Genomic DNA, 21746 nt, shown 5'->3' with positions numbered 1-21746 from the left:
TCGGTTCCGCTCACTGCGACTCCAGGCTGTTGCGGTCGACGGCCTTCATCTCGCCATTTTCGAGCACGCGAATCTGCTGCTCGGCTTCGGCCAGCTGGGCCTGGCAGTACTTCATCAGCCCCATGCCGCGCCGGTAGGCGGCGATCGACGCCTCCAGCTCGAGCCTGCCGTCCTCCATGCTGTGGACGAGATTTTCGAGTTCGGCCAGCGCGGTCTCGAATTTCATGTCGGCAATGGGGGCTTGGTCCATATCTGGCGGGTCCGGGGAAACACGCGAAAATACTCCATCAGGGGGCTTCAGGTCAAATTCGCGCGGGGGTAAAATCGCGCTTTTGAACCCGCTGGAGGCGTGGAATGTCCGACGTGGCGACCCTGTCCCGTTTGGCCCCCGCAGTTTCCCAACTGCCGGTGGACTGGTATTTCGACGAGAAGATTTTCGAACTGGAGAAAAAGCTCATCTTCGATGCCGGTCCCGGTTATGTCGGCCACCAGTTGATGGTGCCCGAAGCCGGCGATTACCGTTCCCTGGAGTGGAAGGACCACGGGCAGATGCTGCTCAACGGCGGCAGCGACGGGCCGCATGCCGGCATCTGGCAGATGTCCAACGTCTGCCGCCATCGCCAGGCGATCATGTTGCAGGGCGCCGGCAAGCTGCAGGGTAACGTCGTCTGCCCGATCCACCGTTGGACCTACGACACCGGCGGCGAGCTGATCGGCGCCCCGCATTTTCCGCAGAACCCCTGCCTCAACCTGAACAAGACCAAGCTGGAAAACTGGAACGGCCTGCTCTTCAAGGGGCCGCGCTCGGCGAATGCCGATCTCGCCGGTATGAAGGTCGCCAGGGCGCTCGATTTCACCGGCTACAAGCTTGACCATGTCGAGATGCACACGTGCAACTACAACTGGAAGACCTTCATCGAGGTCTATCTGGAGGACTACCACGTCGCGCCCTACCACCCAGGGCTGGGTAATTTCGTCACCTGCGACGAACTGACCTGGCAGTTCGGCGACTGGTACTCGGTGCAGCGCGTCGGCATCACCTCGCTGCAGAAATCGGGCTCCCGGGCCTACGAGCGCTGGCAGAAGGCGGTGCTCGACGTCTATGGCGCCGAGGGGCGGACGCCCGAGCACGGTGCCATCTGGCTGACCTATTTCCCGAACATCATGGTCGAGTGGTATCCGCACGTGCTGGTCGTGTCCACGCTGATCCCGCAGGATGTGAACAAGACGCTGAACGTCGTCGAGTTCTACTACCCGGAAGAAATCGTCGATTTCGAGCGCGATTTCATCGCCGCCGAGCGGGCCGCCTACATGGAAACCGCCATCGAGGACGACGATATCGGCGAGCGCATGGACCGCGGGCGCTACGCGCTGTTCAAGGAAGGGCGCAACGAGGTCGGGCCCTACCAGAGCCCGATGGAGGACGGCATGCAGCATTTCCACGAGTTCTACCGGCGCATCATGCAGGCGCAGCGGTAAGCGATTGCTGCAACGCACAAGGCGTCGGGGTAAAATCCGGCGCCTTTTTTATTTTCGAGTCGCCTGCCCATGCAATCCCTCTGGATGCTCGTCGCCAGCCTGCTTTTCGCCTGCATGGGGGTGTGCGTCAAGTTCGCTGCCGCGACGCATTCGGCGGTCGAGATCACCTTCTATCGCAGCTTCATCTCGCTGTTCCTGATGTTCGGCCTCGTTCGCCTGCGCGGGGTTAGGCTCGCAACCCCGCATTGGCGCTGGCAGGTCAGCCGCGGCCTGGTCGGCTTCGCGGCGCTGTTCAGCTATTTCTACGCCATCGCCCTGTTGCCGCTGGCGACGGCGGTCACCCTCAACTACACCTCGGCCATCTTCCTCGCCATCTACCTGGCGCTGGCCGGCATGCGCCTGCGCCGCGGCATCCTCGGCGCGCTGGTCGTCGGTCTGCTCGGCGTCGGCCTGCTACTCAAACCGACCTTGCACGCCGAGCAACTGGCCGGCGGGCTGATCGGCCTCGGCTCCGGCGTGCTGGCCGGCATGGCCTATTTCAGCGTGCGCGAACTCGGGGCGCGCGGCGAGCCGGAAACGCGCACGGTCTTCTATTTCTCGCTCGTCTCCTCGGTGTGCGCCGGCATCTGGCTGCTGTTCAGCGAGTTGCACGCGGTCGACCTGCGCAGCGGCCTGCTTCTGCTCGGTGTCGCCAGTTTCGCCACCGCCGCCCAGCTCGCCATGACGCGCGCCTACACGCGCGGCAAGACCCTGATGTCGGCGGCGCTGGCCTACAGCACGGTGATTTTCTCCAGTCTTTTCGGCGTGCTGTTCTGGGGCGAGGTGCTCGATGCGTCGGCCTGGTTCGCCATCGGCCTGATCATCCTCTCCGGCATCGCGGCGACGCATTTTTCCCGCGCCAGCCCGGTGGAACAGGATTAAACTGGCGGCAAACAACAGCGGAGATAAGCAATGATCGTCATCGACCATAAACCTCACCGGGTCAGCGTTTCCGTCTTCGGCGAATTCACGCTGGCCGACTACAAGGAGTTCGAGGAGGTCGTCAATTACAAGGTGAAGTTCGAGGGGCCGGTCGATCTCTACTTCGACCTCAGCCAGATGGGCGATCTGACCATCGACGTCGCCTGGGAGGAGATCAAGTTCTCGCGCGCCCACGCCGATGATTTCAAGCGCGTTGCCGTCGTAACCGACAGCCAGTGGGTGACGTGGAGCGCCTGGCTGTCGCAGACCTTCGTCAACGCCGATGTCGAGGTCTTCGATAACGCCGAGGAAGCGCTCGCCTGGCTGGATTCGCCGGCATGAGCTACACGACGCTGGTCGATGCCGCGACGCTGGCGACGCATCTCGGCGACCCCGACTGGCTGGTCGTCGATGTCCGGCACCAGCTGGCCGATACCGGCTACGGCGAACGCGTTTACGCCGAGAGCCACATTCCGGGCGCCGCTTTCCTCCATTGCGACCGCGACCTGTCGGGGCCGCTGACCGGCAGCAATGGCCGCCATCCCCTGCCGGCGCCGGAGCAACTGGCGGCGCGGCTGGGCGAAATCGGCGTCGGGCCGCAGACGCAGGTGGTGGTCTACGACGATGCGCAGGGGATGATCGCCGGGCGCTTGTGGCTGTTGCTGCGCTGGCTCGGGCACGACCGGGTGGCCCTGCTCGACGGCGGCCTCCAGGCCTGGCAGGACGCCGGCGGGGCGCTGACGGCTGAACGGCCGCGGCGCCCGCCGACGGTCTTCACCGCCCGGGTGCGCGATGCGATGGTCGATGCCGACTACGTGCGGGCCTTCCTGCAGACCTCGCGCATGCACCTGGTCGATGCGCGCAGCCCGGACCGCTATCGCGGCGAGAACGAAACCATCGATCGCGTCGGCGGCCACATTCCCGGCGCCATCAACCGCTTCTTCCGCGAAAACCTGCAGGCCGACGGCCGCTTCAAGCCGGCCGCCGAACTGCGTGCCGAATGGTTGGCGGTGCTCGCCGGGTCGTCGCCGGACCAGGTCGTGCACCAGTGCGGTTCCGGCGTCTCCGCCTGCCACAACATGCTGGCGATGGAAATCGCCGGGCTGCCCGGCTCGCGCCTCTACGCTGGGTCGTGGAGCGAATGGTGCGCCGACTGCGGGCGGCCGGTGGCATGACGACGATGCAAGCCGAACTCCGCGCGGCGCTGGCCGACGATCTCGACCAGCTGGTCCGCCTGCACGACCGCGAGCTCGATGGCGACACCATCGCCGCCCTCAAGGCGGCCGATTTCCCCCATGGCCTGGCGCTGGCGCCGGCCGACGACGTGGCTGCCGCGGCCCATGCCAACGTCGCGGCGGCGCTGGCCGCCCTGCCGGTTCCGCCGGAGAAGGCAGCGCTCGACGAACTGGCCGCCGACTACGCCGCCATCTATCTCAACAACAGCCTCGGCGCCTCGCCCTACGAATCGATCTGGCTCGACGACGACCATCTGGCCTGCCAGCGCCCGATGTTCGAACTGCGCGAAATCTATGCCGCCGCCGGCTACCAGGCCGTCGACTGGCGCAGCCGCTTCGACGACCATCTGGTCATGCAATTGCACTATCTGAGCCACGTCCTGCGGTCTGCTGCGGTCGACGGCGAAAAAATGGCCAATTTCATCGACGAGCACGTTGGCTACTGGTTTCCCGACTTCGCCCAGCGGGTGGCGCTCGGCTGCAACACGCCCTTCTACGCGGCGCTCGCCGAACTGACGCACGTCTGGCTGTTGCGTCTGCGCAACCTGCTCGACGAAATCCATGCCTGCCCGCTGCCGACGCGCGAGCAGATGACGGCGCGGATTCAGCGCAAGCTGGCGCTCGAAAAGGCCGAGATCGCCCCCATCCGCTTCATGCCGGGGGCGCAGGGGCCGAGCTGGTAGCGGCGAGCCGGGCCAGCGCCCAGCCGACGTGTTCGCGCACCAGCGCCGAAGGATGGTCGGCGCGGCCGCGCAGGGCTTCGAGAATTTCCGCCGCGGCGGGCGCATTGCCGAGCGCAACGGCGATGTTGCGCAGCCAGCGTTCATGGCCTATGCGGCGAATCGGGTTGCCGGCCAGGCGCTCGTTGAATTCGCTTTCGGTCCACGCGAAAAGGTCGACCAGCCGGGCGGCGTCCAAGCCGTGGCGCGGCGAGAACTCGGGGGCGCCGAGACTGGCGAAGCGGTTCCACGGGCAGCACAGCTGGCAGTCGTCGCAGCCGTAGATGCGGTTGCCGATCAGCGGCCGAAACTCCTCGGGGATGGCGCCGTGCAGCTCGATGGTCAGGTAGGAAATGCAGCGCCGCGCATCGACGCGATACGGCGCGGTGATGGCGCGGGTCGGGCAGACGTCGAGGCAGGCGGTGCAGGTGCCGCAATGCGCTTCGACCGGCGCATCGGGCGCCAGCGGCAGGTCGCAGTAGATTTCGCCGAGAAAGCGCCAGGAGCCCTGTTGCGAGAGCAGCAGCGTGTGCTTGCCGCGCCAGCCGAGGCCGGCCTGCTCGGCGAAATGCACCTCCATGACCGGCGCTGAATCGGAAAAGACGCGGTAGCCGAACGGGCCGGCCAGGGTCCCGATCGCGTCGGCCAGTTTCTGCAGGCGGTGGCGCACCACCTTGTGGTAGTCGCGCCCGAGGGCGTAGCGCGAGATGGCCGCCTGCCCGGCGGCGTCGGCCGTTTTGACTGCCGGCAGGTAGTCGACCGCAGCCGAGATGACGGTCACCGTGCCCGGGTGCAGGCGCTGCGGATCGGCACGCAATTCGGCGTGGCGGGCCATATAATCCATTTCGCCGTGGCACCCGGCTGCCAGCCAGGCGCGCAATTCGCCGGCGGCGTCGCCGACTTCGGCCCGCGCGACGCCGACGGCGGCAAAGCCCAGTTCCCTGCCGGCCTGACGGATGGCTTCCTTCAGCGCCGCCTCATCCAGAGTGGAGTCGCGATCGTGCATAGCCCCGATGTTACCGCCGTTTTCAACTTGCCCGACGAAGCGGCCACCCAGCGCCTGGGCCAGGCGCTGGCGCCAGCGCTGCGTCCGGGGCTGGTGATTTTCCTCGAAGGCGACCTCGGCGCCGGCAAGACGACGCTGGTGCGCGCCCTGATCCGGGCGCTCGGCCACGCGGGCCCGGTGAAAAGTCCGACGTATTCTCTGGTTGAAGTTTACGTAATTTCGAGCTTATACTTATATCACTTTGATTTTTATCGTTTCGAGTCACCCGAGGAGTTTCTCGATGCGGGTTTTGATGAATACTTCAATGATGCTTCGGTCTGCTTGGTCGAATGGCCGGAGCGCGCTCAAGGCTGCGTTCCGTCGCCAGACCTGCGGCTGCGCCTTCATCATGCAGGTTTCGGGCGTCTCCTCGAAGCCGTGGCAGATACACCGGAAGGGGCGCAATGCCTAGGCATGCTGACCTCAGCCATGGGCGGCGGCAACTCCTCCGCTGTGCCGGCGCCGCGCTGATCCTCTCGGTTTCCCCGGTCGCCGGCGCCGTGGTGCGGCTGCCGTCGGTACTCTCGGTGCGCGTCTGGCCGGCGGCCGACTACACGCGCGTGACGCTGGAACACGACGCGCCGCTCAAGTTCACCCACTTTACCGTCGAAAACCCCGACCGCCTGGTGGTCGATATCGAGGGCGTCGAATTCAACAGCGTGCTCGACAGCCTGGCGCGCAAGATCGCCACCGACGACCCCTACATCAAGTTGCTGCGCGCGGGCCGCTTCAAGCCGGGCGTCGTCCGCCTGGTCATCGAGCTCAAGGCCAAGGTGGCGCCGCAGGTGTTCGAGGTCAAGCCGGCCGGCGAGTACGGCCACCGCCTGGTTCTCGACATCTATCCACTGACGCCGGTCGACCCGCTGATGTCGCTGGTCGAGGGACGCAAGGATGCCGTCGAGCCGCTCAAGCTCGAAGCCGAGGCCAAGGCCCAGGAAACGCCGGCGCAGGCGCCGGCCCCGGCGAAGAAGGCCGAAACGGCACCGGCCCCGGAAGCGCCGGAAATCCGGACGTCGCGCAAGTCGGGCAAACCGATCGTCGATCGCCTGGTCACCATCACCCTCGACCCCGGCCACGGTGGCGAGGATCCGGGTGCCGTCGGGCGCGGCGGAACCTACGAAAAGAACGTCACGCTGGCGGTGGCGAGGCGGCTCAAGGCCCGCCTCGACGCCGAACCCAACATGCGCGCGGTGCTGACGCGCGATTCGGATTTCTTCGTGCCCCTGCAGATGCGCGTCCAGAAGGCGCGGCGCGTGCAGTCCGACCTCTTCCTGTCGATCCATGCCGATGCCTGGGTCAAGCCCGATGCCCGCGGCTCGTCGGTATTCGTGCTCTCCGAACGCGGCGCGTCGAGCACCCAGGCGCGCCTGCTGGCCCAGCGCGAGAACGAGGCCGACATGATCGGCGGCGTCAATCTCGGCGCCAAGGACCTGTTCCTCGCCCGCACGCTGCTCGACCTGTCGCAGACCGCGACGATCAACGACAGCCTCAAGCTGGGCAAATACCTGCTCGGCGAACTCGGCTCGGTCAACACGCTGCACAAGAACAGCGTCGAGCAGGCCGGTTTTGCCGTCCTCAAGGCGCCGGACATCCCGTCCGCACTGATCGAGACTGCCTTCATCTCCAATCCGGACGAAGAGCGCCGGCTCAACGACGATGCCTACCAGGACAAGCTGGCCGACGCCATCGTCCGCGGCATCCGGCAATACTTCATCAAGCATCCGCCGGGGCCGAAGGCCAGGCTGGCGAGCATCGCCTGACGCTCAGGCCGCCTGGCCGACGGCCGGCAGTGCGCTGGCGGCGACCAGCGTCTCGTAGCAGGCAACGCGGTTGCGCCCATTCTGCTTGGCCCAGTAAAGCGCGGCATCGGCGCGGTCGATCAGGCCCGTCGGCGTGTCGTGCGGCCGCAGGCGGCAGAAGCCGATGCTGACCGTGGCCCGGCCGACGGCGGCAAAGCCGTGGCTGGCGACGGCCATGCGGAAGCGCTCGAAGACGTTCAGGGCGTTCCGCTCGGTCGCCGGTTGCAGGACGACGATGAACTCCTCGCCGCCGAAGCGGAACAATTGGTCGTCGTAGCGGAAGGTGTCGCGCAGCAGTTGCCCGAAGCCGACGAGCACCGTATCGCCGGTCAGGTGGCCGTGCCCGTCGTTGATGCGCTTGAAATGATCGATGTCGCAGATCGCCAGCCAGTGGTGATCGTCATGCCCGCTGCGCCGGCGGCGGGAGGCGTCCGGATCGTGCGTCGCGTCGTCGCCGGCAGCGTGGCCGAGGACTTCGAAGAGATGCTTGTCGAAGGTCTTGCGATTCGCGAGGCCGGTCAGGGTGTCCGTTTCGCCGTAGTCGAGGAGCGCCAGGTGGTGCCCGAAATACTCGACCAGGCCCATCAGCAGGACGCGGCGTTCGGCGGGAAAGTCGGCCGGCAGGGAAATGTCGATCAGATAGATCAGCTGATCGTCGGCGATGACCGGGAAAACCAGGCGGTCCGAGCCATCGGGGAGCGGTTCGAGGACGACGCTGCGTTCTTCCTGGCAGCGCCGCAGCAAGGGGTCGTGGTCGATCGGGCGGCAATGGCGGCGTTCCGGCAGATAGGCGTTGTGCCAGAACTGTCCGGCGGCGTCGAATCCGGCGCACGAAAAGACGATCCACTTCTTCTGGCCGGGAAAACAGCGATAGACGTTGAACGCCGGCGGCGCGAAGAGGCCCTGCGTCGCCTCGACGAGCGCCGCGTTGATTTCGGTGCGGTCGCGCTTCGATGAAATGCGGATGATGTGCTCTATCAGCTGGAGCATGGGGGCATCGACCCTGGCCGGGAGTAAAGGAACAAATGTAGCAAATTCGGGCCGTCGATGCGAAATTGCCGGCGGCCGGCCGGTGGCGCGGCGATCCCGGACAAGCGCGGCACGTGACAAGCCGTTATAATTGCCCATTTTTTCGGGCATCAAATGCGGGTTTTTCGCGGCTTTTCGCGCCCGGTTCCGGGGCCGACGGCGTTGGCGATCGGCAATTTCGACGGCGTTCATCGCGGGCACGGCGCCTTGCTGGGCCGCCTGGGCGATGTCGCGCGCCAGCATGCCCTGCCGCCGACCGTCCTCACCTTCGAACCACACCCGCGCGAATTCTTCAGCCCGGCCTCGGCGCCGGCGCGGCTGACGACCTTTCGCGAGAAGATCGAACTGCTCGGCGAGGCCGGCGTGGCGCAGGCGATGGTCTGCCGTTTCAATGCGGCCTTGGCGGCGCTTTCGGCCGAACAGTTCGTCGAACGGGTGCTGGTCGGCGGCCTGCAGGTCCGGCACGTCATCATCGGCGACGATTTCCGCTTCGGCAAGGGGCGCACCGGCGACTTCGCGCTGCTGCAAGCTGCCGGCCGGCAGCACGGGTTCGCCGTCGAAGCCATGGGCAGCGTCACGGTCGACGGCGAACGGGTGTCCAGTTCCGGCGTGCGGGCGGCGCTGGCGGCGGGCGAGATGGAGCACGCGGCGCGCCTGCTTGGCCGTCCCTACATCATCGACGGCCAGGTGACGCGCGGCCAGCAACTTGGCCGCCAGTGGGGCTTTCCAACGGCCAACCTGCGCATCCGGCACAATCCGCTGCCGATGGCGGGCGTCTTTGCCGTCGAGGTGGGCGGCCTGGGCGACCGGCCGCTGCCCGGGGTGGCGAATCTCGGCATCCGGCCGACCGTCGGCGGCACGCGGCCGCTGCTCGAGGTCCATCTGTTCGATTTCGAGCGCGACATCTACGGCGCCCATATTTCGGTCCGTTTCGTGCACAAGCTGCGCGACGAACGGCGCTTTCCCAATTTCGACGCCCTCAAGGCGCAGATCGCGGCCGATGCCGTGGCGGCGCGGGCTTTCTTCTCGCTGTGAGCATGCACAATGGCTGACTACAAAGACACCCTGAACCTGCCGGATACCGCCTTTCCGATGCGCGGCGACCTGCCCAGGCGCGAGCCGCAATGGGTCGCCGAGTGGCAGCAGAAGCAGCTCTACCGGCGCATTCGCGAGATCAGCGCCGGCCGTCCGCGCTTCGTGCTGCACGACGGCCCGCCGTACGCCAACGGCGACATCCACATCGGCCACGCGGTCAACAAGGTGCTGAAGGACATCATCGTCCGTTCGAAGACGCTGGCCGGCTTCGATGCGCCCTACGTGCCGGGCTGGGATTGCCACGGCTTGCCCATCGAGCACCAGATCGAGAAACTGCACGGCAAGAACATTCCGGCCGACAAGGTGCGCGAACTGTGCCGTACCTACGCCGCCGAGCAGGTCGAGCGGCAGAAGAAGGATTTCATCCGCCTCGGCGTGCTGGGCGACTGGGACGATCCCTACCTGACGATGAACTTCAAGGCCGAGGCCGACGAAATCCGCGCGCTGGGCAAGATCCTCGAGCAGGGCTATCTCTATCAGGGGCTGAAGCCGGTCAACTGGTGTCTCGACTGCGGCTCGGCGCTCGCCGAGGCCGAGGTCGAGTACGAGGACAAGACCTCGCCGGCGATCGACGTCGCCTTCGAGGTGCATGAAAACCACGCCGAAAAGCTGGCCGCCGCCTTCGGCCTGACCCACCTGCGTGGCCCGGCGTTCGCGGTGATCTGGACGACGACGCCGTGGACGCTGCCGGCCAACGAGGCAGTCAGCGTGCACCCGGAACTGACCTACGACCTGATCGAAACCGGGAAGGGCGCGCTGATCCTGGTGCGCGAGCTGGCCGAAGCCTGCCTCAAGCGCTATGGCCTCGAAGGCACGGTCGCCGGTTCGTGCAGCGGCGACAAGCTCGACCAGATCCTGCTCCGCCACCCGTTCCAGCAGCGCGACGTGGCCATCATCTGCGGCACCCACGTCACGACCGAGGCCGGTACCGGCCTCGTGCATACCGCGCCGGCGCACGGCGCGGACGACTTCGCCATCGGCAAGCGCTACGGCCTGCCGGTGAACAACCCGGTCGGCGACGACGGCCGTTTCCTCGGCAACACGCCGGCGCTGACGGTCGGCGCGCTGGCGGGCAAGACGGTGTGGGAGGCCAATCCGCTGGTGCTGCAGGAACTCGACGGTTGCGGTCGACTGCTCAAAACCGAGAAAATCCAGCACAGCTACCCGCACTGCTGGCGGCACAAGACGCCGATCATCTTCCGCGCCACGACGCAATGGTTCATCGGCATGGAACACCGCAAGGACGAGAACGCCTCGACCCTGCGCTGGATCGCCGAGCGCGCCGTCGACGAGACACAGTTCTTCCCGGCCTGGGGCCGCGCCCGCCTGGAGGCGATGATGAAGACCCGCCCCGACTGGTGCGTCTCGCGCCAGCGCAACTGGGGGGTGCCGATCCCGTTCTTCCTGCACAAGGAAACCGCCCAGCCGCATCCGCGCACCGCCGAACTGATCGAGCAGGTCGCGCAGCGCGTCGAGCAGGCAGGCATCGAGGCGTGGTTCAGCCTGGATGCGCGCGAACTGCTCGGCGACGAGGCCGACCAGTACGTCAAGATGAAGGACACGCTGGACGTCTGGTTCGATTCCGGCACGACGCACTGGCACGTCCTGCGCGGCTCGCATGCCGCCGTCTCGACCTATCCGGCCGACCTCTACCTCGAAGGCTCCGACCAGCATCGCGGCTGGTTCCAGTCCTCGCTGCTGTCCGGCTGCGCCATCGACGGCCGCGCGCCGTACAAGGCGCTGCTGACGCACGGCTTCGTCGTCGACGGCAAGGGCCACAAGATGTCGAAGTCCAAGGGCAACGTCATCGCGCCGCAGCAGGTTTCCGACAAGATGGGCGCCGACATCCTGCGCCTGTGGACGGCGTCGACCGATTACTCGGGCGAACTGTCGATTTCCGACGAAATCCTCAAGCGCGTCGTCGAAGGCTACCGCCGCATCCGCAACACCCTGCGCTTCCTGCTCGCCAACGTGTCGGATTTCGATGCCGGGAAAGACATGCTGCCGGTCGGCGAATGGCTGGAAATCGACCGCTACGCGCTGGCGCTGACGCGCGAACTGCAGGAAAGCTGTCGCGCCGACTACGACCGCTACGAATTCCACCGCGTCGTCCAGGCGCTGCAGACCTTCTGTTCGGAAGATCTCGGCGGCTTCTATCTCGACATCCTGAAGGACCGCCTGTATACGACCGGTCCCGATTCCCGGGCCCGCCGCTCGGCGCAGTCGGCGCTGTGGCACATCACGCAGAGCTTCGTCCGCCTGCTGGCACCGATTACCGCCTTCACCGCCGAGGAGGTCTGGCAGGTGCTGACCGGCAACGCCGACGATTCGGTGATGTTCCAGGTCTGGCACGAACTGCCGAAGCCGGAAGGCGAGGGCGATCTGCTCGCCAAATGGGCGCTGGTGCGCGCGGCGCGCGCCGACGTCACCAAGGCGCTGGAAGCACAGCGCGAGGCCGGCAAGATCGGCTCCGCCCTGCAGGCGGCCGTCGAGATCCGCTGCGCCGGCGAGAAATACGCGGCCCTGGCGACGCTCGGCGACGACCTGAAATTCGTCTTTATCTGCTCGTCGACCGCGCTGGTCGAGGACGCGGTCGAGCAGGTTGTCGCAACGCCACTGGTGCACGCCAAGTGCGAACGCTGCTGGCACGTGCGCGCCGATGTCGGCGCCGATGCCGGGCATCCGTCGCTGTGCGGCCGCTGCGTCAGCAACCTGTACGGCGAGGGCGAGGCGCGCGACTGTGCCTAGGGCGGGGCGCTGGTATGCCCTGGCCGGGCTGGTCGTCATCCTCGACCAGCTCAGCAAGTGGGTCGTCCTGCACCACATCCGGCCGGGCGAGACGATCTACGTCACGCCGTTCTGGAACTGGGTGCTGACCTTCAATCCGGGCGCGGCCTTCAGTTTCCTGGCCGATCAGCCAGGCTGGCAGCGCTGGCTGTTTACGGTGCTGGCGCTGGCGGTTTCCGGCTGGATCGCGCTCGAACTGCGTCGTCATCCCGAACAGAAACTGCTCTCGCTCGCCCTGACGCTGGTCATGGGCGGCGCGCTGGGCAACGTCATCGACCGTGTGCGCTTCGGCGCCGTCGTCGATTTCGTTCAATGGCATGCCGCCGGCTACTACTGGCCGGCCTTCAACGTCGCCGACTCCGCCATCACCGTCGGCGCGATTTTGCTGGTTTTTTCGACGTTGACCGCAACCGACAAGAGAGAGATTCCCCGATGAGCGCAACCGTCCGTTCCGACAGCTACCTGACCCTGCACTACCGCATCACCGCGCTCGACGGCGAGGAATTCCTGTCCACCTTCGACATGAGCCCGGCCACCCTGCAGATGGGCAGCGGCCAGCTCGCCGAAAACCTCGAAAGCGTGCTGATCGGCCTGCCGGTGCAGGAGCATTTCGTCTTCGAGCTGGAACCGGATCAGGCCTTCGGCCAGCACAACCCGCGCCTCGTCGAACGCATCTCCCGCAACGGCTTGCCGGCCGACATGGAACTCAAGGAAAACTCCGTCGTCGAATTCACCGCGCCGAACGGCGGCACCTTCGCCGGCTTCCTGCGCGAACTGGACGCCACGCACGCGCTCTTCGACTTCAACCACCCGATGGCGGGCAAGACCATCCGCTTCGAGGTGAAAATCATCGGAATCATGTAATGCAAATTCTCCTCGCCAACCCCCGCGGCTTCTGCGCCGGCGTCGAACGCGCCATCGCCATCGTCGAACGCGCCCTGGAAAAGTTCGGTGCGCCGATTTACGTGCGGCACGAAGTCGTGCACAACAAGTTTGTCTGCGACGATTTGCGGGCCAAGGGGGCGGTGTTCATCGAGGAACTGGCCGAAGTGCCGGCCGGCAGCACCGTGATCTTCAGCGCCCACGGCGTCTCGAAGGCGGTACGCGCCGAGGCCGAGGCACGCGGGCTGAAAGTGTTCGACGCCACCTGTCCGCTGGTGACCAAGGTGCATGTCGAGGTCGGCAAGATGCGCAATCAGGCGCAGGAAGTCGTCATGATCGGCCACAAGGGACATCCGGAGGTCGAGGGAACCATGGGGCAGAGCGAAGCAGGCATGTACCTGGTCGAGACTGCAGATGACGTTGCCTGCCTCGAGGTGCGGGATCCGGACCGGCTTTCCTACGTTACCCAGACTACGTTGTCGGTCGATGATGCCGCGCTGGTCATCGCCGCCCTGCGCGAGCGCTTTCCCTTGATCCAGGGGCCGAAGAAGGATGACATCTGCTACGCCACGCAGAACCGCCAGGATGCGGTCAAGACCTTGGCCGAAAAATGCGACATGGTCGTCGTTGTCGGAAGCCCCAACAGTTCGAACTCGCGCCGGCTGAAGGAGGTCGCGGTCGCTCGCGGAATCGACGGCTATCTGGTCGACGGGCCGGGGGAGATCGAACCCGCGTGGCTGTATGGCAAGCGAACGATCGGCGTCACCGCGGGTGCGTCGGCACCGGAAATCCTCGTCCAGCGGGTGGTCGACCGCATCCGGTCGATAACCGATGCGGAAATTGCGCAACTGCCCGGGGTCGAAGAAGGCGTGGCATTTCCGTTGCCCAAGGGGCTGGGCTGACGGGTTTCCCAGTCTTGCCACGTTTGGGTAGGCATTACGAAGATTGAATGAAAAAGGCCGGTTCATATCGAACCGGCCTTTTTTGTCATTGACGACCTGGAAACTCAGTCGGTCGTGATTTCCCGCCACGAGACCCGACGGCTTGCACCACCGGAAAGGTTGATCGGCGGCTTCTTGACCTGGGTCGCGCCATCTTCCTTGACACCCGGATAGTAGCCGGCAGGCGTCGTGCCGGAACCACCGCCGCCGCCGGTGCTCGATGAATTTCCGCCCGAGGTGCGAATCAGCGCGAACACGGTTCCATCCGGCGTCCGGACGAGCACCGGGCGCGTGGCGATCACGTTGCCCAGGCTCGTCGCCACAACCCCCGAAGCTCCCGCAACCGGCCCGCCGGTCTTGTAGTCGAGTGAATAAAGCCAGCTGGAGGAGTTGTCGGTTCCTGTCTCACCACAAGGTTCGACGCTCGCGTTGTTGGGGGTGTTGGTGGTGAACACCAGCGTACCGAGTGCGAGTGCGGGATCCGTATTCGAGCGTTCCCCGGCGGTCAGGAAGTCTACATACCAGCCGTTGTTCGAAGTCCAGTTGACCGTTTGTACGGGCTTGCTGGCATCGGGCGCGCCGATCTTGCGAATCGCTTCGCCGGGGGTACAGGAGGTTTCCGTCGTACACGTCGTGCTCTGCAGGGTCTGCTCGACAAAACCGCTGTTGTTGGCGCGGGGCGTCAGGAAACTCGTCGAATTGTAGTTGTCCTTCACCGCATACATCGTCTGGTACTGGGTATTGGTGATATCGGTAATGCCCAGGTAGGACCCGGTGCCGACATAGACGACGGGTTTGCCTTCGACCGTGCTCACAATCGGCTTGGTCGTGATCGGCTGCGCTTTAGGCGTGCCCGCTTCGTCCATGAACGTCACCATCCGGTGCGCATCGTAGCCGCTGGCGCCGATGTCGCCGTTGATGTCGAAGCGCCACAGGTTGCCGAGCATGTCGCCACCGTATACCGCCAGGGTGGTGTTGTTGGTGTCGGCATTGGGCGCATGGGCGGCGATCTTCGTCAGGCCACTCGGGTTGGAGGGCGTTCCCGCGGTCGTCGGAATGCTGCGGATCAGGCTGCCGCTGTAGGCATCGAGCACATAGAGGCGGCCCAGGCCGTCGGCGTTGTTGTAGCCCGAGGTCAGGAGAACGACCCACTGTCCGCTCTTCAGCTTGGTGATACGGGGATTCCCGTAGCTGTAGCCCATGTTCGCGTCCGTGAACTCCCACAGGACGACGGGATTCGTCGGGTTGGTGATGTCGAGGGCGTAGAAGCCCTTGCCGCCCCGGTTCAGGCCGCCGACGAGGATGGTCTTCCACTGGCTGGCGGAGCATGTTCCTGCCGGCGTCGTATTGTTGGCGTTCGGGCAGATATCCCCGACCTCAGGCGTGCCGTCGACGAAATACTCGTGCTTCTGGCTGTAATCGCGATCGGCCAGCTTGTAGAGGTCCGGCAGGACCATGGCGGGCACGTAGGCCCACAGTTCCTTGCCGGTTTCTCCGTCGAAGGCGTGCAGCATGCCGTCGTTGCCGGCAACGTAGACAACGTTCTGCCGGCTGCTGACCGTCACCTTGAAGGCGGCGTAGTTGGCGTCGTTGTAGTTGAACAGCGATGCGCTGACATAGCGGGCTTCCGAAGACACGATGTCGCCCAGCACGTGCTTGCGCTGGCGGTAGAAGGTGAGTTCGTTGGTCCGGTCACCGCGCAGGAAATTCACCAGCGCTTCGCCGGCAGCGCCATTGGTCAGAACGGTCACGTTGTTCTGCGCGGTACTGCTCAGGCAGGTGCCACCGGCCGGCGAGCAGAACTGCGACAGCCCGACGGGCGGCGTGACCGATTCGTCGTAGGCGATATGCGGCTTGGTGAAGTAGCTTTGCAGCGTAGAGTTCAGGCTGTTCCACTCGAACGGAATCCGACCGGTCGAGTCCTTGGTGTAGATCGTCCGCGAAGTCGGCGTGCCGGCCACATAGGCGGCGTTTGAGTTGGCGGAGTCGGTCAGGCCGAAGGAAGTGCCCGAGGTGTAGCCATTTGTCACATAGCGGCAGACGCCACCATAAGAGTAGATGGAACCCGCGGTATAGGCCGTCGCCGGTGCCCAGGCGGTCGAGCAGTTCGCCGGCGCGTCGGAAACCAGGGCCGTGTTGGTCGTTTCCTTATTGCCCTCGTTGTACGTGGCTCCCGACACGTAGCCGGTCAGGACCAGACGGCAGGCGGTGCCGTAGCGGAAGGCGTCGCCGGCGATGTAGGCAGTCGATGCCTGCCACTGCGTCATCGCGCAGTCGAGCATCGTCTTGGCCGACCAGTCCACGTACTGGCTCAGGTTGTTGGTGGTGAGGTCGAAGCGCTGGCGATACAGGTCGCCGTACCAGTCCACCGACTTGTAGTAGGAACTGAAGACGTAGTTATCCCCGGCGCTGATGTTCGGGTTGCTGCTCGCTGCCGCCGCCGAGGTGCCCGGGCGGGGGAAGTCGGTGATGGCACGCAGGGTGTCCCCGAGGCCTTCCGACAGGGAGGTCGGATCGGTCGCGCTGAAGTATGAGCCGCGTCCGTTGACCGCGGCATGCCAGAGGTCGTCGATGTTGGCCGGGTCGTCACTGCTCGGCTGCGGCCAGACGCAGCGCGAACCCGACGTCATCCACTGGCAGATGCCGTTGGCCGGGTCGGCGGTCTGACCGGTCTTGACCGAGTTGAAGTCCCCTGACGTATCCGTCCAGTAGCTGGGCGAGAACAGCATCTTGCCCTGTGCCCCAAGTCCGAGGGTGAAGGTCGTCATGTGTTGCCACGTGGCGACATCGCGGTCGTTCGGTTGCACATTGTTATTGCACAGGTCGTTCGCGGTGGTTTTGGGCGCAATGATCGGTCCGTCGCAGGTGCCGGTGGCGTCCGCGGCCGGCGGATTGTCGGAGGTCGGGCGCCGCAGGTCGTTGTTGTAGTAGTAGGCTGCGACGTCGGCCAGGGTGTTGCTGTAACCGCCGCTGCCCGTCACCGTCTGGCATTCGCGGGCGGTGGCAACCGTAAAGTCGGGACCGGTGGACTGTTCAACCGCGGTACAGGTGGAGACGTCTGTCCAGTTCGACCAGTTCGCGTATTGGCAAGCCGTGCGTGTTCCGGAAGCGCTCCAGTCGGTTGTCTCCGTGCAGGTCGCCGCGTTCGCCCAGCTGCCGTTGGTGACGCCGCAGTTCCGGTAGACCGTCGGGTTGGTGAAGTCGTTGGCGACATAAGTCGGTGTGCAGGTCTGCGTCGGCGCCAGCGCGGCAAAAGCATACTGGCAGGCGGTTGCAACGCCACTCGCATCGGGCGAGGTCGGAGAACAAGTGGAAGCATTAGCCCAAGAGGTAGCGCCAACAGTCTGGCATTCACGTGCCACGGGAACGCTCCATGTGCCAGATGTGTCCTGTGGCGCAGCAGTACATGTCCCTGTATTGGTCCATCCAGACCAGTTAGCGTATTGGCATTGAACTCCCTGAGTCCATTGCTCACCATTGGAAACGGCAGTGTCGGGGGTGTTGGGAGTGCATGAGGTGGCTTCATTTGCCCATGTACCCCAAGTGGAACCATTGTATCTACACACAGTTCTGGTAGATCCATTTGTATCCCAAGTGCATGATGAACCTGCAGGCACATCGGTCCAGGCTGTCGTCCAATTGGAACATGTCGGGTTCGATGCAGACCCGGAGCAACCCGTTCCGGAACGAGTTTGCAACTGGGAGTAAACGCGTTTCTGAAGTTGGCTTGTTCGCGTCTGCGACTGGGTTGTCCGCGACTGAAGCGTTCCCATTTCGGCACGCTGCGTTTCGGTGCGCTGCTGCAGGGAACTCGTCCGCGTCTGATTCTGTGCAACGCCGCCGTCGTTATAGGGGGCGGGCATGGCGCCGTCCTGGTTGCCGACGGAGCTGCTGCCGTTAAGCTTGAAGCCGGCGCCGGAGTTCCAGAAACCATCGGTGGAGAGGATGGTGAAGTTCTGCTGGCACGACCATTGCAGCGGATCGGTGACCGACACGCCGTTCAGCGTGCCACCGTTCAATTTTCCAGCATAGAGGCGTCCGGCCTTGGCCAGCGCTTCGCGCAGTGGCGTGTTGTCGCCGGGGTCGGCGGCGAACAGCTTGCCGAACCAGTCGGCTCGTTGCTGCCCGACGAATTCGCCGAGATTGAGGAACTGGCTGCCGGCCGTGTTGTTAATCGACATGTAACCGACGCGGAAGCGGGAAACCCCTGCCGTGATGTCCGCTGCCGAGTCGATGCCGGCGAAGGCGCGGCTGGCCGACGTCTTCATCATCTGCATGCGGGTCCGGTAGTAGGCGTACCAGTTGGCGTAGTTGGTCATCTCCTCGGCATAGGTGCAGGTCGTCCCGGCGCAGTCATCGCGCCCAGCGGCCTTGGTCGCTTGGCCGGGGTAGGGGTAGCTGTTTACCAGCGGGGTGATGGTATGGCGCAGGTTCTCGCCGGGAATCGCCGCTGAACTGGCACTCGGCGTGACACTGGTGTCGCGCCAGTAGGGCAGCGGGACGGTGCTGCGGTCGAAGGCCGTCGCCGTGACGGTGCGGCTACCGGTCTTGCTGATCGCCGGGGTGTAGGTATTGGCATCCGGCGCGTAGACGGTGACCTCTGCATTATTGACCGTGGCAGTGAATCCGACGGTGTCGCAGTTGCCAGTCTTGACGTTGCTGCAGGCATTGATCTTGTCACGAATCGCCGTTGCCAGATCGTTGCTGTTCGAGTACGTCGCCGTTGCACTGGGGATGATCCGCAGCCCGTTGACCGTTATGTTGTCGACGCTCGTATTCCCTGAGCCACCGACGGTCAGGGTCGCAATCCGCGGCGCCGGCATGCTCGGGTAGGTGTAGCTGTCAAGCCAGGTGGCACGGCAGGTCGTGAGGCTGGCCGTCGTGCACCACCGCATGCTTGCAGGATAGGTATAGTTTCCGCTGGGGCCGCTTTGAGCATTGCATGTCCGCAAGTCGGGGTTGTTGCAATAGAGGCCGGGAACGACGACATGGGAAAATACACCACCGCTCAGGTCATCCGTGCTGGTGCTCACGGTGCCATAGGCGTCGCGCTTGACATTCTTCCAGTTCGGCGCCGCTGTCGTTGCCGTATTGTCGCCGCCGGTCGCGGTAGACGTGCCGGTCATCGACGGATATGTCGTGGTGTCCTCGGTGTTGTTGGCGTTGAACTTGCGCGGCGGCAGGTAACGGATGGCGGGGTTGTAGGCGAGTCCGTTGAATGCCGTGTTGTAGCGCATGTAGGGCGGCATGCCGTTGTTGCCCCGACTGCTATTGTAGTTTCCGGGTCGATAGTTGGAATACCAGGCTGTGTAATACCAGGTGGCCTGGTCCGGCATCGACGTCATTCCCATACTGCCGGAGTCGTCCAGCACGAACATGATGTTCGGTTTGACATCGATCGATGACGGCGCGAAATAGGTGCTCAGGGGCACTGTGGACAAGTCGGTGGCGTTGGCGTGGATGCTGAACGTCAGCGCAACGATCGGAAGCAGTAGTCCGCTCTGGAGCAGGAAATTCTTCTGTTTCATGGTTCTTCTCCGGCGCGTTTCATGAGTATGCGGGAGTGCAAAGGTGGCACGGCAGGGGGCAGAGTCGGAAATCATAGGGTCACCATGGCCTGCACGTAGCTTCGGGTATTGCGTGGGCCATCGACCCGCGCGGTGATTCGGTAATAGATGGCCGAGGGGGCCTTGATGGCGACTTCGCCCGCCTCTTCGCCCGATCCGCTGGCCACCGACGCAACGGTCGATCCGGTGCAGTTGGCGCCGGCGGACGGATCGCCGGCATTGGTGCACATGCGATCGATGACGAGTGATACCCGGTTGCCGGTATTGGCGAAATCGGATTCGGCATCGGATAGCACCCACACCCGGTTGGCAGCGACCAGCGTGTTGAAGTAGTCGTCCCAGGATTGTCCTGCTGCCGGGCTTCTCGCAGCGGCGTTACCGTTGGCGGAATAGCCGATGTTGGCGTGGTCGGTGTGCAGGAAGCTGCCTGCGGCATTCGCCCGGAGTTCACCGAATGCCCGTTCGATGCCGATGTCCCCCGCATGGGTCGCGCCCTGCTTGAAAGCCAGGTTGCCGGCGATGATGTTCGACAGATCGACGGAGCGAAGCAACACGATGCCTGCGGCGGTCATGGCGACCAGCAGGATGAGGGCGATGAGCAGCGTCACGCCGCGTTGGCGCGAAGCCAAGATTCCCGCGGGAATGATTGAACGATGGTTTAGCATCCTGCCACGACCCCCATCCAGGCAATGTTACGAAGTGGAATCTCGGTTTCAAAGATACGGTAGCGGTACCGTTGCCAGTCCGCACGCGTGCCATTGTCCGAAACGTCCAACGCACCGCCACGCCAGTTTGGTGCGGCTGCTGTGACATTTTCCTTTTCATACTGCACGCTGCGTGTGGCAAGCACCAAGCGCAAAGCAGACGTCCGGGCCCACAGGCAAGCCGTCGTGGGGGTTGTTTGGCTGTAGCCATCGGCGTCGGCGATGCCATCCATCGGGGCTGACGTGTCCCTATGGTACTGTGCCTGAAATGCCGCTACGTTGTTGATGAGTGGCCGCCAGATATTCTGGTTGGCGAGGGTGGCCGCGGAAGCGTCACCGCAGTTGTTGACCATGTAGTCGCAGACGGTGAGCGTTCCGTTGCGTACCGCGAAAGCGAGAAAACGCGGGGTGGCGCCAAGATTGAAAAGCGCCGTTGCGCTGTCCGTGGTCGACGGGGTTCCGTTCACAGTGACGGCCGTTGTTCCGGCGGTGTAACTCGTCACCTGGCGGAGCAGCAGCGGGCAGGCTGCCGGCGCATGGATGAGCCAGTCGCCTTCGTTGGCAGCAGTACCGGGATCGTCAACTTTGAACGAACCGGTCGAGGTCAGCGTGTAGTTCGGCCCCGTCATCGGAGCGAACAGGTTGTAGCCATCTGGCTGGTCGTTGCTGCCGCCGTAAGAAACAAGCAGTCGCATGAAGTTTGCGTCGGCGGGTAAGGTGCTCGGCGGGATGACGGTATTCGGCGGATTGATGATGACCGGCGCCAGCGGTACGGGATTGCCGTTCGGCAACTGGATGTTGCAGTTGAGCAGCCGCGTATGGGCGAAGCCGGCGCCGCTTTGTGTGACGGCCCGTTGCAGCGTATCCAGCGCGATGAATGCGCTGTTCTGGGCGTCGCTGCCGGCTGTCGTCGTTCGCTTGCGCCCCTCGGACAATGCGTAGACCTGCATCATGACGATGATGCCGATCAGGCCGATCACGAGACCGACGAGGATCTCGATCAGGCTCAATCCGGATTCGCGCCGGCGGGCGCTGAACGCTGCGATGGGTGAATTGTGCAGTGTGCTCATTGGATGACGGCGGAAGTCCGGTAATTGTGGGCAGCGGCACCGGCGGGCTCGTTGGGGGCTCGCCACTGTACGGTGACGAGAACCCGGCCCGGTATGGCAGTGCCTGCGGCGTCGATGGTTACGGTCGGTGCAATGCCGCCGGGCAGGGTGGCGGCGACCCGATTGGCCCAGGCGGCGTAACTTGGTCCGCCGGTGGCGAAGTTGGTGATCAGCGTCGCCGTCGTCCGGTCGCTGACCCACATTTCCGCAATGAGTTCATTGGCCAACGCTGCCGCTTCCGTGCGATAGCGTGCATCCGTTGATTGCTTGATGGCTGTCGCCTGCAACCCTACAAGGGCAAGGATGCCGACGGAGAAAATGAGAATGGCGACTAGGGCTTCGATCAGAATTACCCCGGACTGCCCATTCGTGTTGGTTCTGGAATATGTGGTCAT

At 64.5% G+C, this 21746-nt stretch carries 19 protein-coding genes; 12 read left to right on the top strand and 7 right to left on the bottom strand.

The window, feature by feature from the left end:
• Positions 1–10 precede the first annotated feature (10 nt).
• Positions 11–250: an exodeoxyribonuclease VII small subunit gene (locus GH660_RS01370; RefSeq protein ID WP_153144781.1), complete on the bottom strand. Its 240-nt coding sequence runs from the start codon at positions 248–250 to the stop codon at positions 11–13.
• Positions 251–354: 104 nt separating this feature from the next.
• On the opposite strand from GH660_RS01370, the gene GH660_RS01365 reads away from it, so the two are divergent.
• The 5 genes from GH660_RS01365 (at position 355) to GH660_RS01345 (ending at position 4357) form a co-directional block, all read left to right on the top strand.
• A complete protein-coding gene (locus GH660_RS01365; protein ID WP_153144780.1) occupies positions 355–1479 on the top strand; it encodes an aromatic ring-hydroxylating dioxygenase subunit alpha in 1125 nt (374 codons plus the stop codon).
• A 69-nt stretch (positions 1480–1548) separates the two neighbouring features.
• Complete coding sequence (locus GH660_RS01360) at positions 1549–2400, top strand: DMT family transporter (protein WP_153144779.1); 852 nt, start codon at positions 1549–1551, stop codon at positions 2398–2400.
• A 30-nt stretch (positions 2401–2430) separates the two neighbouring features.
• Positions 2431–2781: an STAS/SEC14 domain-containing protein gene (locus tag GH660_RS01355; RefSeq protein ID WP_153144778.1), complete on the top strand. Its 351-nt coding sequence runs from the start codon at positions 2431–2433 to the stop codon at positions 2779–2781.
• Positions 2778–3614 (top strand): sulfurtransferase, encoded by an 837-nt coding sequence (locus GH660_RS01350; protein WP_153144777.1) that lies wholly within the window; start codon positions 2778–2780, stop codon positions 3612–3614. The genes GH660_RS01355 and GH660_RS01350 overlap by 4 nt, the downstream gene beginning before the upstream one ends.
• Positions 3611–4357, top strand: a complete 747-nt coding sequence (locus GH660_RS01345; protein WP_194266197.1) for a molecular chaperone — start codon at positions 3611–3613, stop codon at positions 4355–4357. The genes GH660_RS01350 and GH660_RS01345 overlap by 4 nt, the downstream gene beginning before the upstream one ends.
• On the opposite strand, the gene queG is transcribed toward GH660_RS01345, so the two are convergent.
• Positions 4326–5399 carry a tRNA epoxyqueuosine(34) reductase QueG gene (queG, locus tag GH660_RS01340; protein ID WP_153144775.1) on the bottom strand — a complete coding sequence of 358 codons (1074 nt, stop codon included), beginning with the start codon at positions 5397–5399 and terminating at the stop codon, positions 4326–4328. The two genes, GH660_RS01345 and queG, sit on opposite strands and share 32 nt — an antisense overlap.
• Here queG and tsaE point away from each other — a divergent pair.
• Together tsaE and GH660_RS01330 are read left to right on the top strand one after the other, a co-directional pair.
• The gene (tsaE, locus tag GH660_RS01335) at positions 5394–5909 is read left to right on the top strand and encodes a tRNA (adenosine(37)-N6)-threonylcarbamoyltransferase complex ATPase subunit type 1 TsaE (RefSeq protein WP_153144774.1); all 516 of its coding nucleotides are present in this window, start codon (positions 5394–5396) and stop codon (positions 5907–5909) included. The two genes, queG and tsaE, sit on opposite strands and share 6 nt — an antisense overlap.
• The gene (locus GH660_RS01330) at positions 5843–7198 is read left to right on the top strand and encodes an N-acetylmuramoyl-L-alanine amidase (RefSeq protein WP_153144773.1); all 1356 of its coding nucleotides are present in this window, start codon (positions 5843–5845) and stop codon (positions 7196–7198) included. The genes tsaE and GH660_RS01330 overlap by 67 nt, the downstream gene beginning before the upstream one ends.
• A gap of 3 nt (positions 7199–7201) precedes the next feature.
• On the opposite strand, the gene GH660_RS01325 is transcribed toward GH660_RS01330, so the two are convergent.
• Positions 7202–8227 (bottom strand): GGDEF domain-containing protein, encoded by a 1026-nt coding sequence (locus tag GH660_RS01325; RefSeq protein WP_194266196.1) that lies wholly within the window; start codon positions 8225–8227, stop codon positions 7202–7204.
• Between the two features lie 153 nt (positions 8228–8380).
• On the opposite strand from GH660_RS01325, the gene GH660_RS01320 reads away from it, so the two are divergent.
• From GH660_RS01320 to ispH, 5 genes are read left to right on the top strand one after another with little or no spacing between them, the layout of a single operon-like run.
• Positions 8381–9301, top strand: coding sequence for a bifunctional riboflavin kinase/FAD synthetase (locus tag GH660_RS01320; RefSeq protein ID WP_153144771.1), 921 nt, complete (start codon positions 8381–8383; stop codon positions 9299–9301).
• 9 nt (positions 9302–9310) lie between these two features.
• Positions 9311–12109 (top strand): isoleucine--tRNA ligase, encoded by a 2799-nt coding sequence (ileS, locus tag GH660_RS01315; RefSeq protein ID WP_153144770.1) that lies wholly within the window; start codon positions 9311–9313, stop codon positions 12107–12109.
• Complete coding sequence (gene lspA / locus GH660_RS01310) at positions 12102–12584, top strand: signal peptidase II (RefSeq protein WP_153144769.1); 483 nt, start codon at positions 12102–12104, stop codon at positions 12582–12584. The genes ileS and lspA overlap by 8 nt, the downstream gene beginning before the upstream one ends.
• Positions 12581–13012, top strand: coding sequence for a peptidylprolyl isomerase (locus tag GH660_RS01305; protein WP_153144768.1), 432 nt, complete (start codon positions 12581–12583; stop codon positions 13010–13012). The genes lspA and GH660_RS01305 overlap by 4 nt, the downstream gene beginning before the upstream one ends.
• Positions 13012–13932, top strand: coding sequence for a 4-hydroxy-3-methylbut-2-enyl diphosphate reductase (ispH, locus tag GH660_RS01300; protein ID WP_153144767.1), 921 nt, complete (start codon positions 13012–13014; stop codon positions 13930–13932). The genes GH660_RS01305 and ispH overlap by 1 nt, the downstream gene beginning before the upstream one ends.
• 104 nt (positions 13933–14036) lie before the next feature.
• Here ispH and GH660_RS01295 read toward each other — a convergent pair whose 3' ends face one another.
• The 4 genes from GH660_RS01295 to pilV form a co-directional block, all read right to left on the bottom strand.
• On the bottom strand, positions 14037–19499 hold the full coding sequence (locus GH660_RS01295) for a PilC/PilY family type IV pilus protein (protein ID WP_194266194.1): 5463 nt from the start codon (positions 19497–19499) through the stop codon (positions 14037–14039).
• A 71-nt stretch (positions 19500–19570) separates the two neighbouring features.
• Entirely contained in the window at positions 19571–20146 is a 576-nt protein-coding gene (locus tag GH660_RS01290; RefSeq protein ID WP_153144765.1) for a hypothetical protein, read from the bottom strand.
• A 50-nt stretch (positions 20147–20196) separates the two neighbouring features.
• The gene (locus GH660_RS01285; RefSeq protein WP_153144764.1) at positions 20197–21312 is read right to left on the bottom strand and encodes a PilW family protein; all 1116 of its coding nucleotides are present in this window, start codon (positions 21310–21312) and stop codon (positions 20197–20199) included.
• The gene (gene pilV / locus GH660_RS01280; RefSeq protein WP_153144763.1) at positions 21309–21746 is read right to left on the bottom strand and encodes a type IV pilus modification protein PilV; all 438 of its coding nucleotides are present in this window, start codon (positions 21744–21746) and stop codon (positions 21309–21311) included. Before pilV ends, GH660_RS01285 begins: the two co-directional genes overlap by 4 nt.

This window comes from Dechloromonas sp. H13 (genome assembly GCF_009469615.1).
Lineage (GTDB): Bacteria > Pseudomonadota > Gammaproteobacteria > Burkholderiales > Rhodocyclaceae > Azonexus.
Note: the sequence above shows the minus strand (reverse complement) of the source record. Positions and strands in the feature narration are given on the sequence as shown.

Excerpts from the sequence above, each read along its gene's own strand:
- GH660_RS01370 (WP_153144781.1), bottom strand. The coding sequence starts at position 250 with ATGGACCAAGCCCCCATTGCCGACATGAAATTCGAGACCGCGCTGGCC.
- GH660_RS01365 (WP_153144780.1), top strand. The coding sequence starts at position 355 with ATGTCCGACGTGGCGACCCTGTCCCGTTTGGCCCCCGCAGTTTCCCAA.
- GH660_RS01360 (WP_153144779.1), top strand. The coding sequence starts at position 1,549 with ATGCAATCCCTCTGGATGCTCGTCGCCAGCCTGCTTTTCGCCTGCATG.
- GH660_RS01355 (WP_153144778.1), top strand. The coding sequence starts at position 2,431 with ATGATCGTCATCGACCATAAACCTCACCGGGTCAGCGTTTCCGTCTTC.
- GH660_RS01350 (WP_153144777.1), top strand. The coding sequence starts at position 2,778 with ATGAGCTACACGACGCTGGTCGATGCCGCGACGCTGGCGACGCATCTC.
- GH660_RS01345 (WP_194266197.1), top strand. The coding sequence starts at position 3,611 with ATGACGACGATGCAAGCCGAACTCCGCGCGGCGCTGGCCGACGATCTC.
- queG (WP_153144775.1), bottom strand. The coding sequence starts at position 5,399 with ATGCACGATCGCGACTCCACTCTGGATGAGGCGGCGCTGAAGGAAGCC.
- GH660_RS01330 (WP_153144773.1), top strand. The coding sequence starts at position 5,843 with ATGCCTAGGCATGCTGACCTCAGCCATGGGCGGCGGCAACTCCTCCGC.
- GH660_RS01325 (WP_194266196.1), bottom strand. The coding sequence starts at position 8,227 with ATGCTCCAGCTGATAGAGCACATCATCCGCATTTCATCGAAGCGCGAC.
- GH660_RS01320 (WP_153144771.1), top strand. The coding sequence starts at position 8,381 with ATGCGGGTTTTTCGCGGCTTTTCGCGCCCGGTTCCGGGGCCGACGGCG.
- ileS (WP_153144770.1), top strand. The coding sequence starts at position 9,311 with ATGGCTGACTACAAAGACACCCTGAACCTGCCGGATACCGCCTTTCCG.
- GH660_RS01305 (WP_153144768.1), top strand. The coding sequence starts at position 12,581 with ATGAGCGCAACCGTCCGTTCCGACAGCTACCTGACCCTGCACTACCGC.
- ispH (WP_153144767.1), top strand. The coding sequence starts at position 13,012 with ATGCAAATTCTCCTCGCCAACCCCCGCGGCTTCTGCGCCGGCGTCGAA.
- GH660_RS01295 (WP_194266194.1), bottom strand. The coding sequence starts at position 19,499 with ATGAAACAGAAGAATTTCCTGCTCCAGAGCGGACTACTGCTTCCGATC.
- GH660_RS01285 (WP_153144764.1), bottom strand. The coding sequence starts at position 21,312 with ATGAGCACACTGCACAATTCACCCATCGCAGCGTTCAGCGCCCGCCGG.
- pilV (WP_153144763.1), bottom strand. The coding sequence starts at position 21,746 with ATGACCACATATTCCAGAACCAACACGAATGGGCAGTCCGGGGTAATT.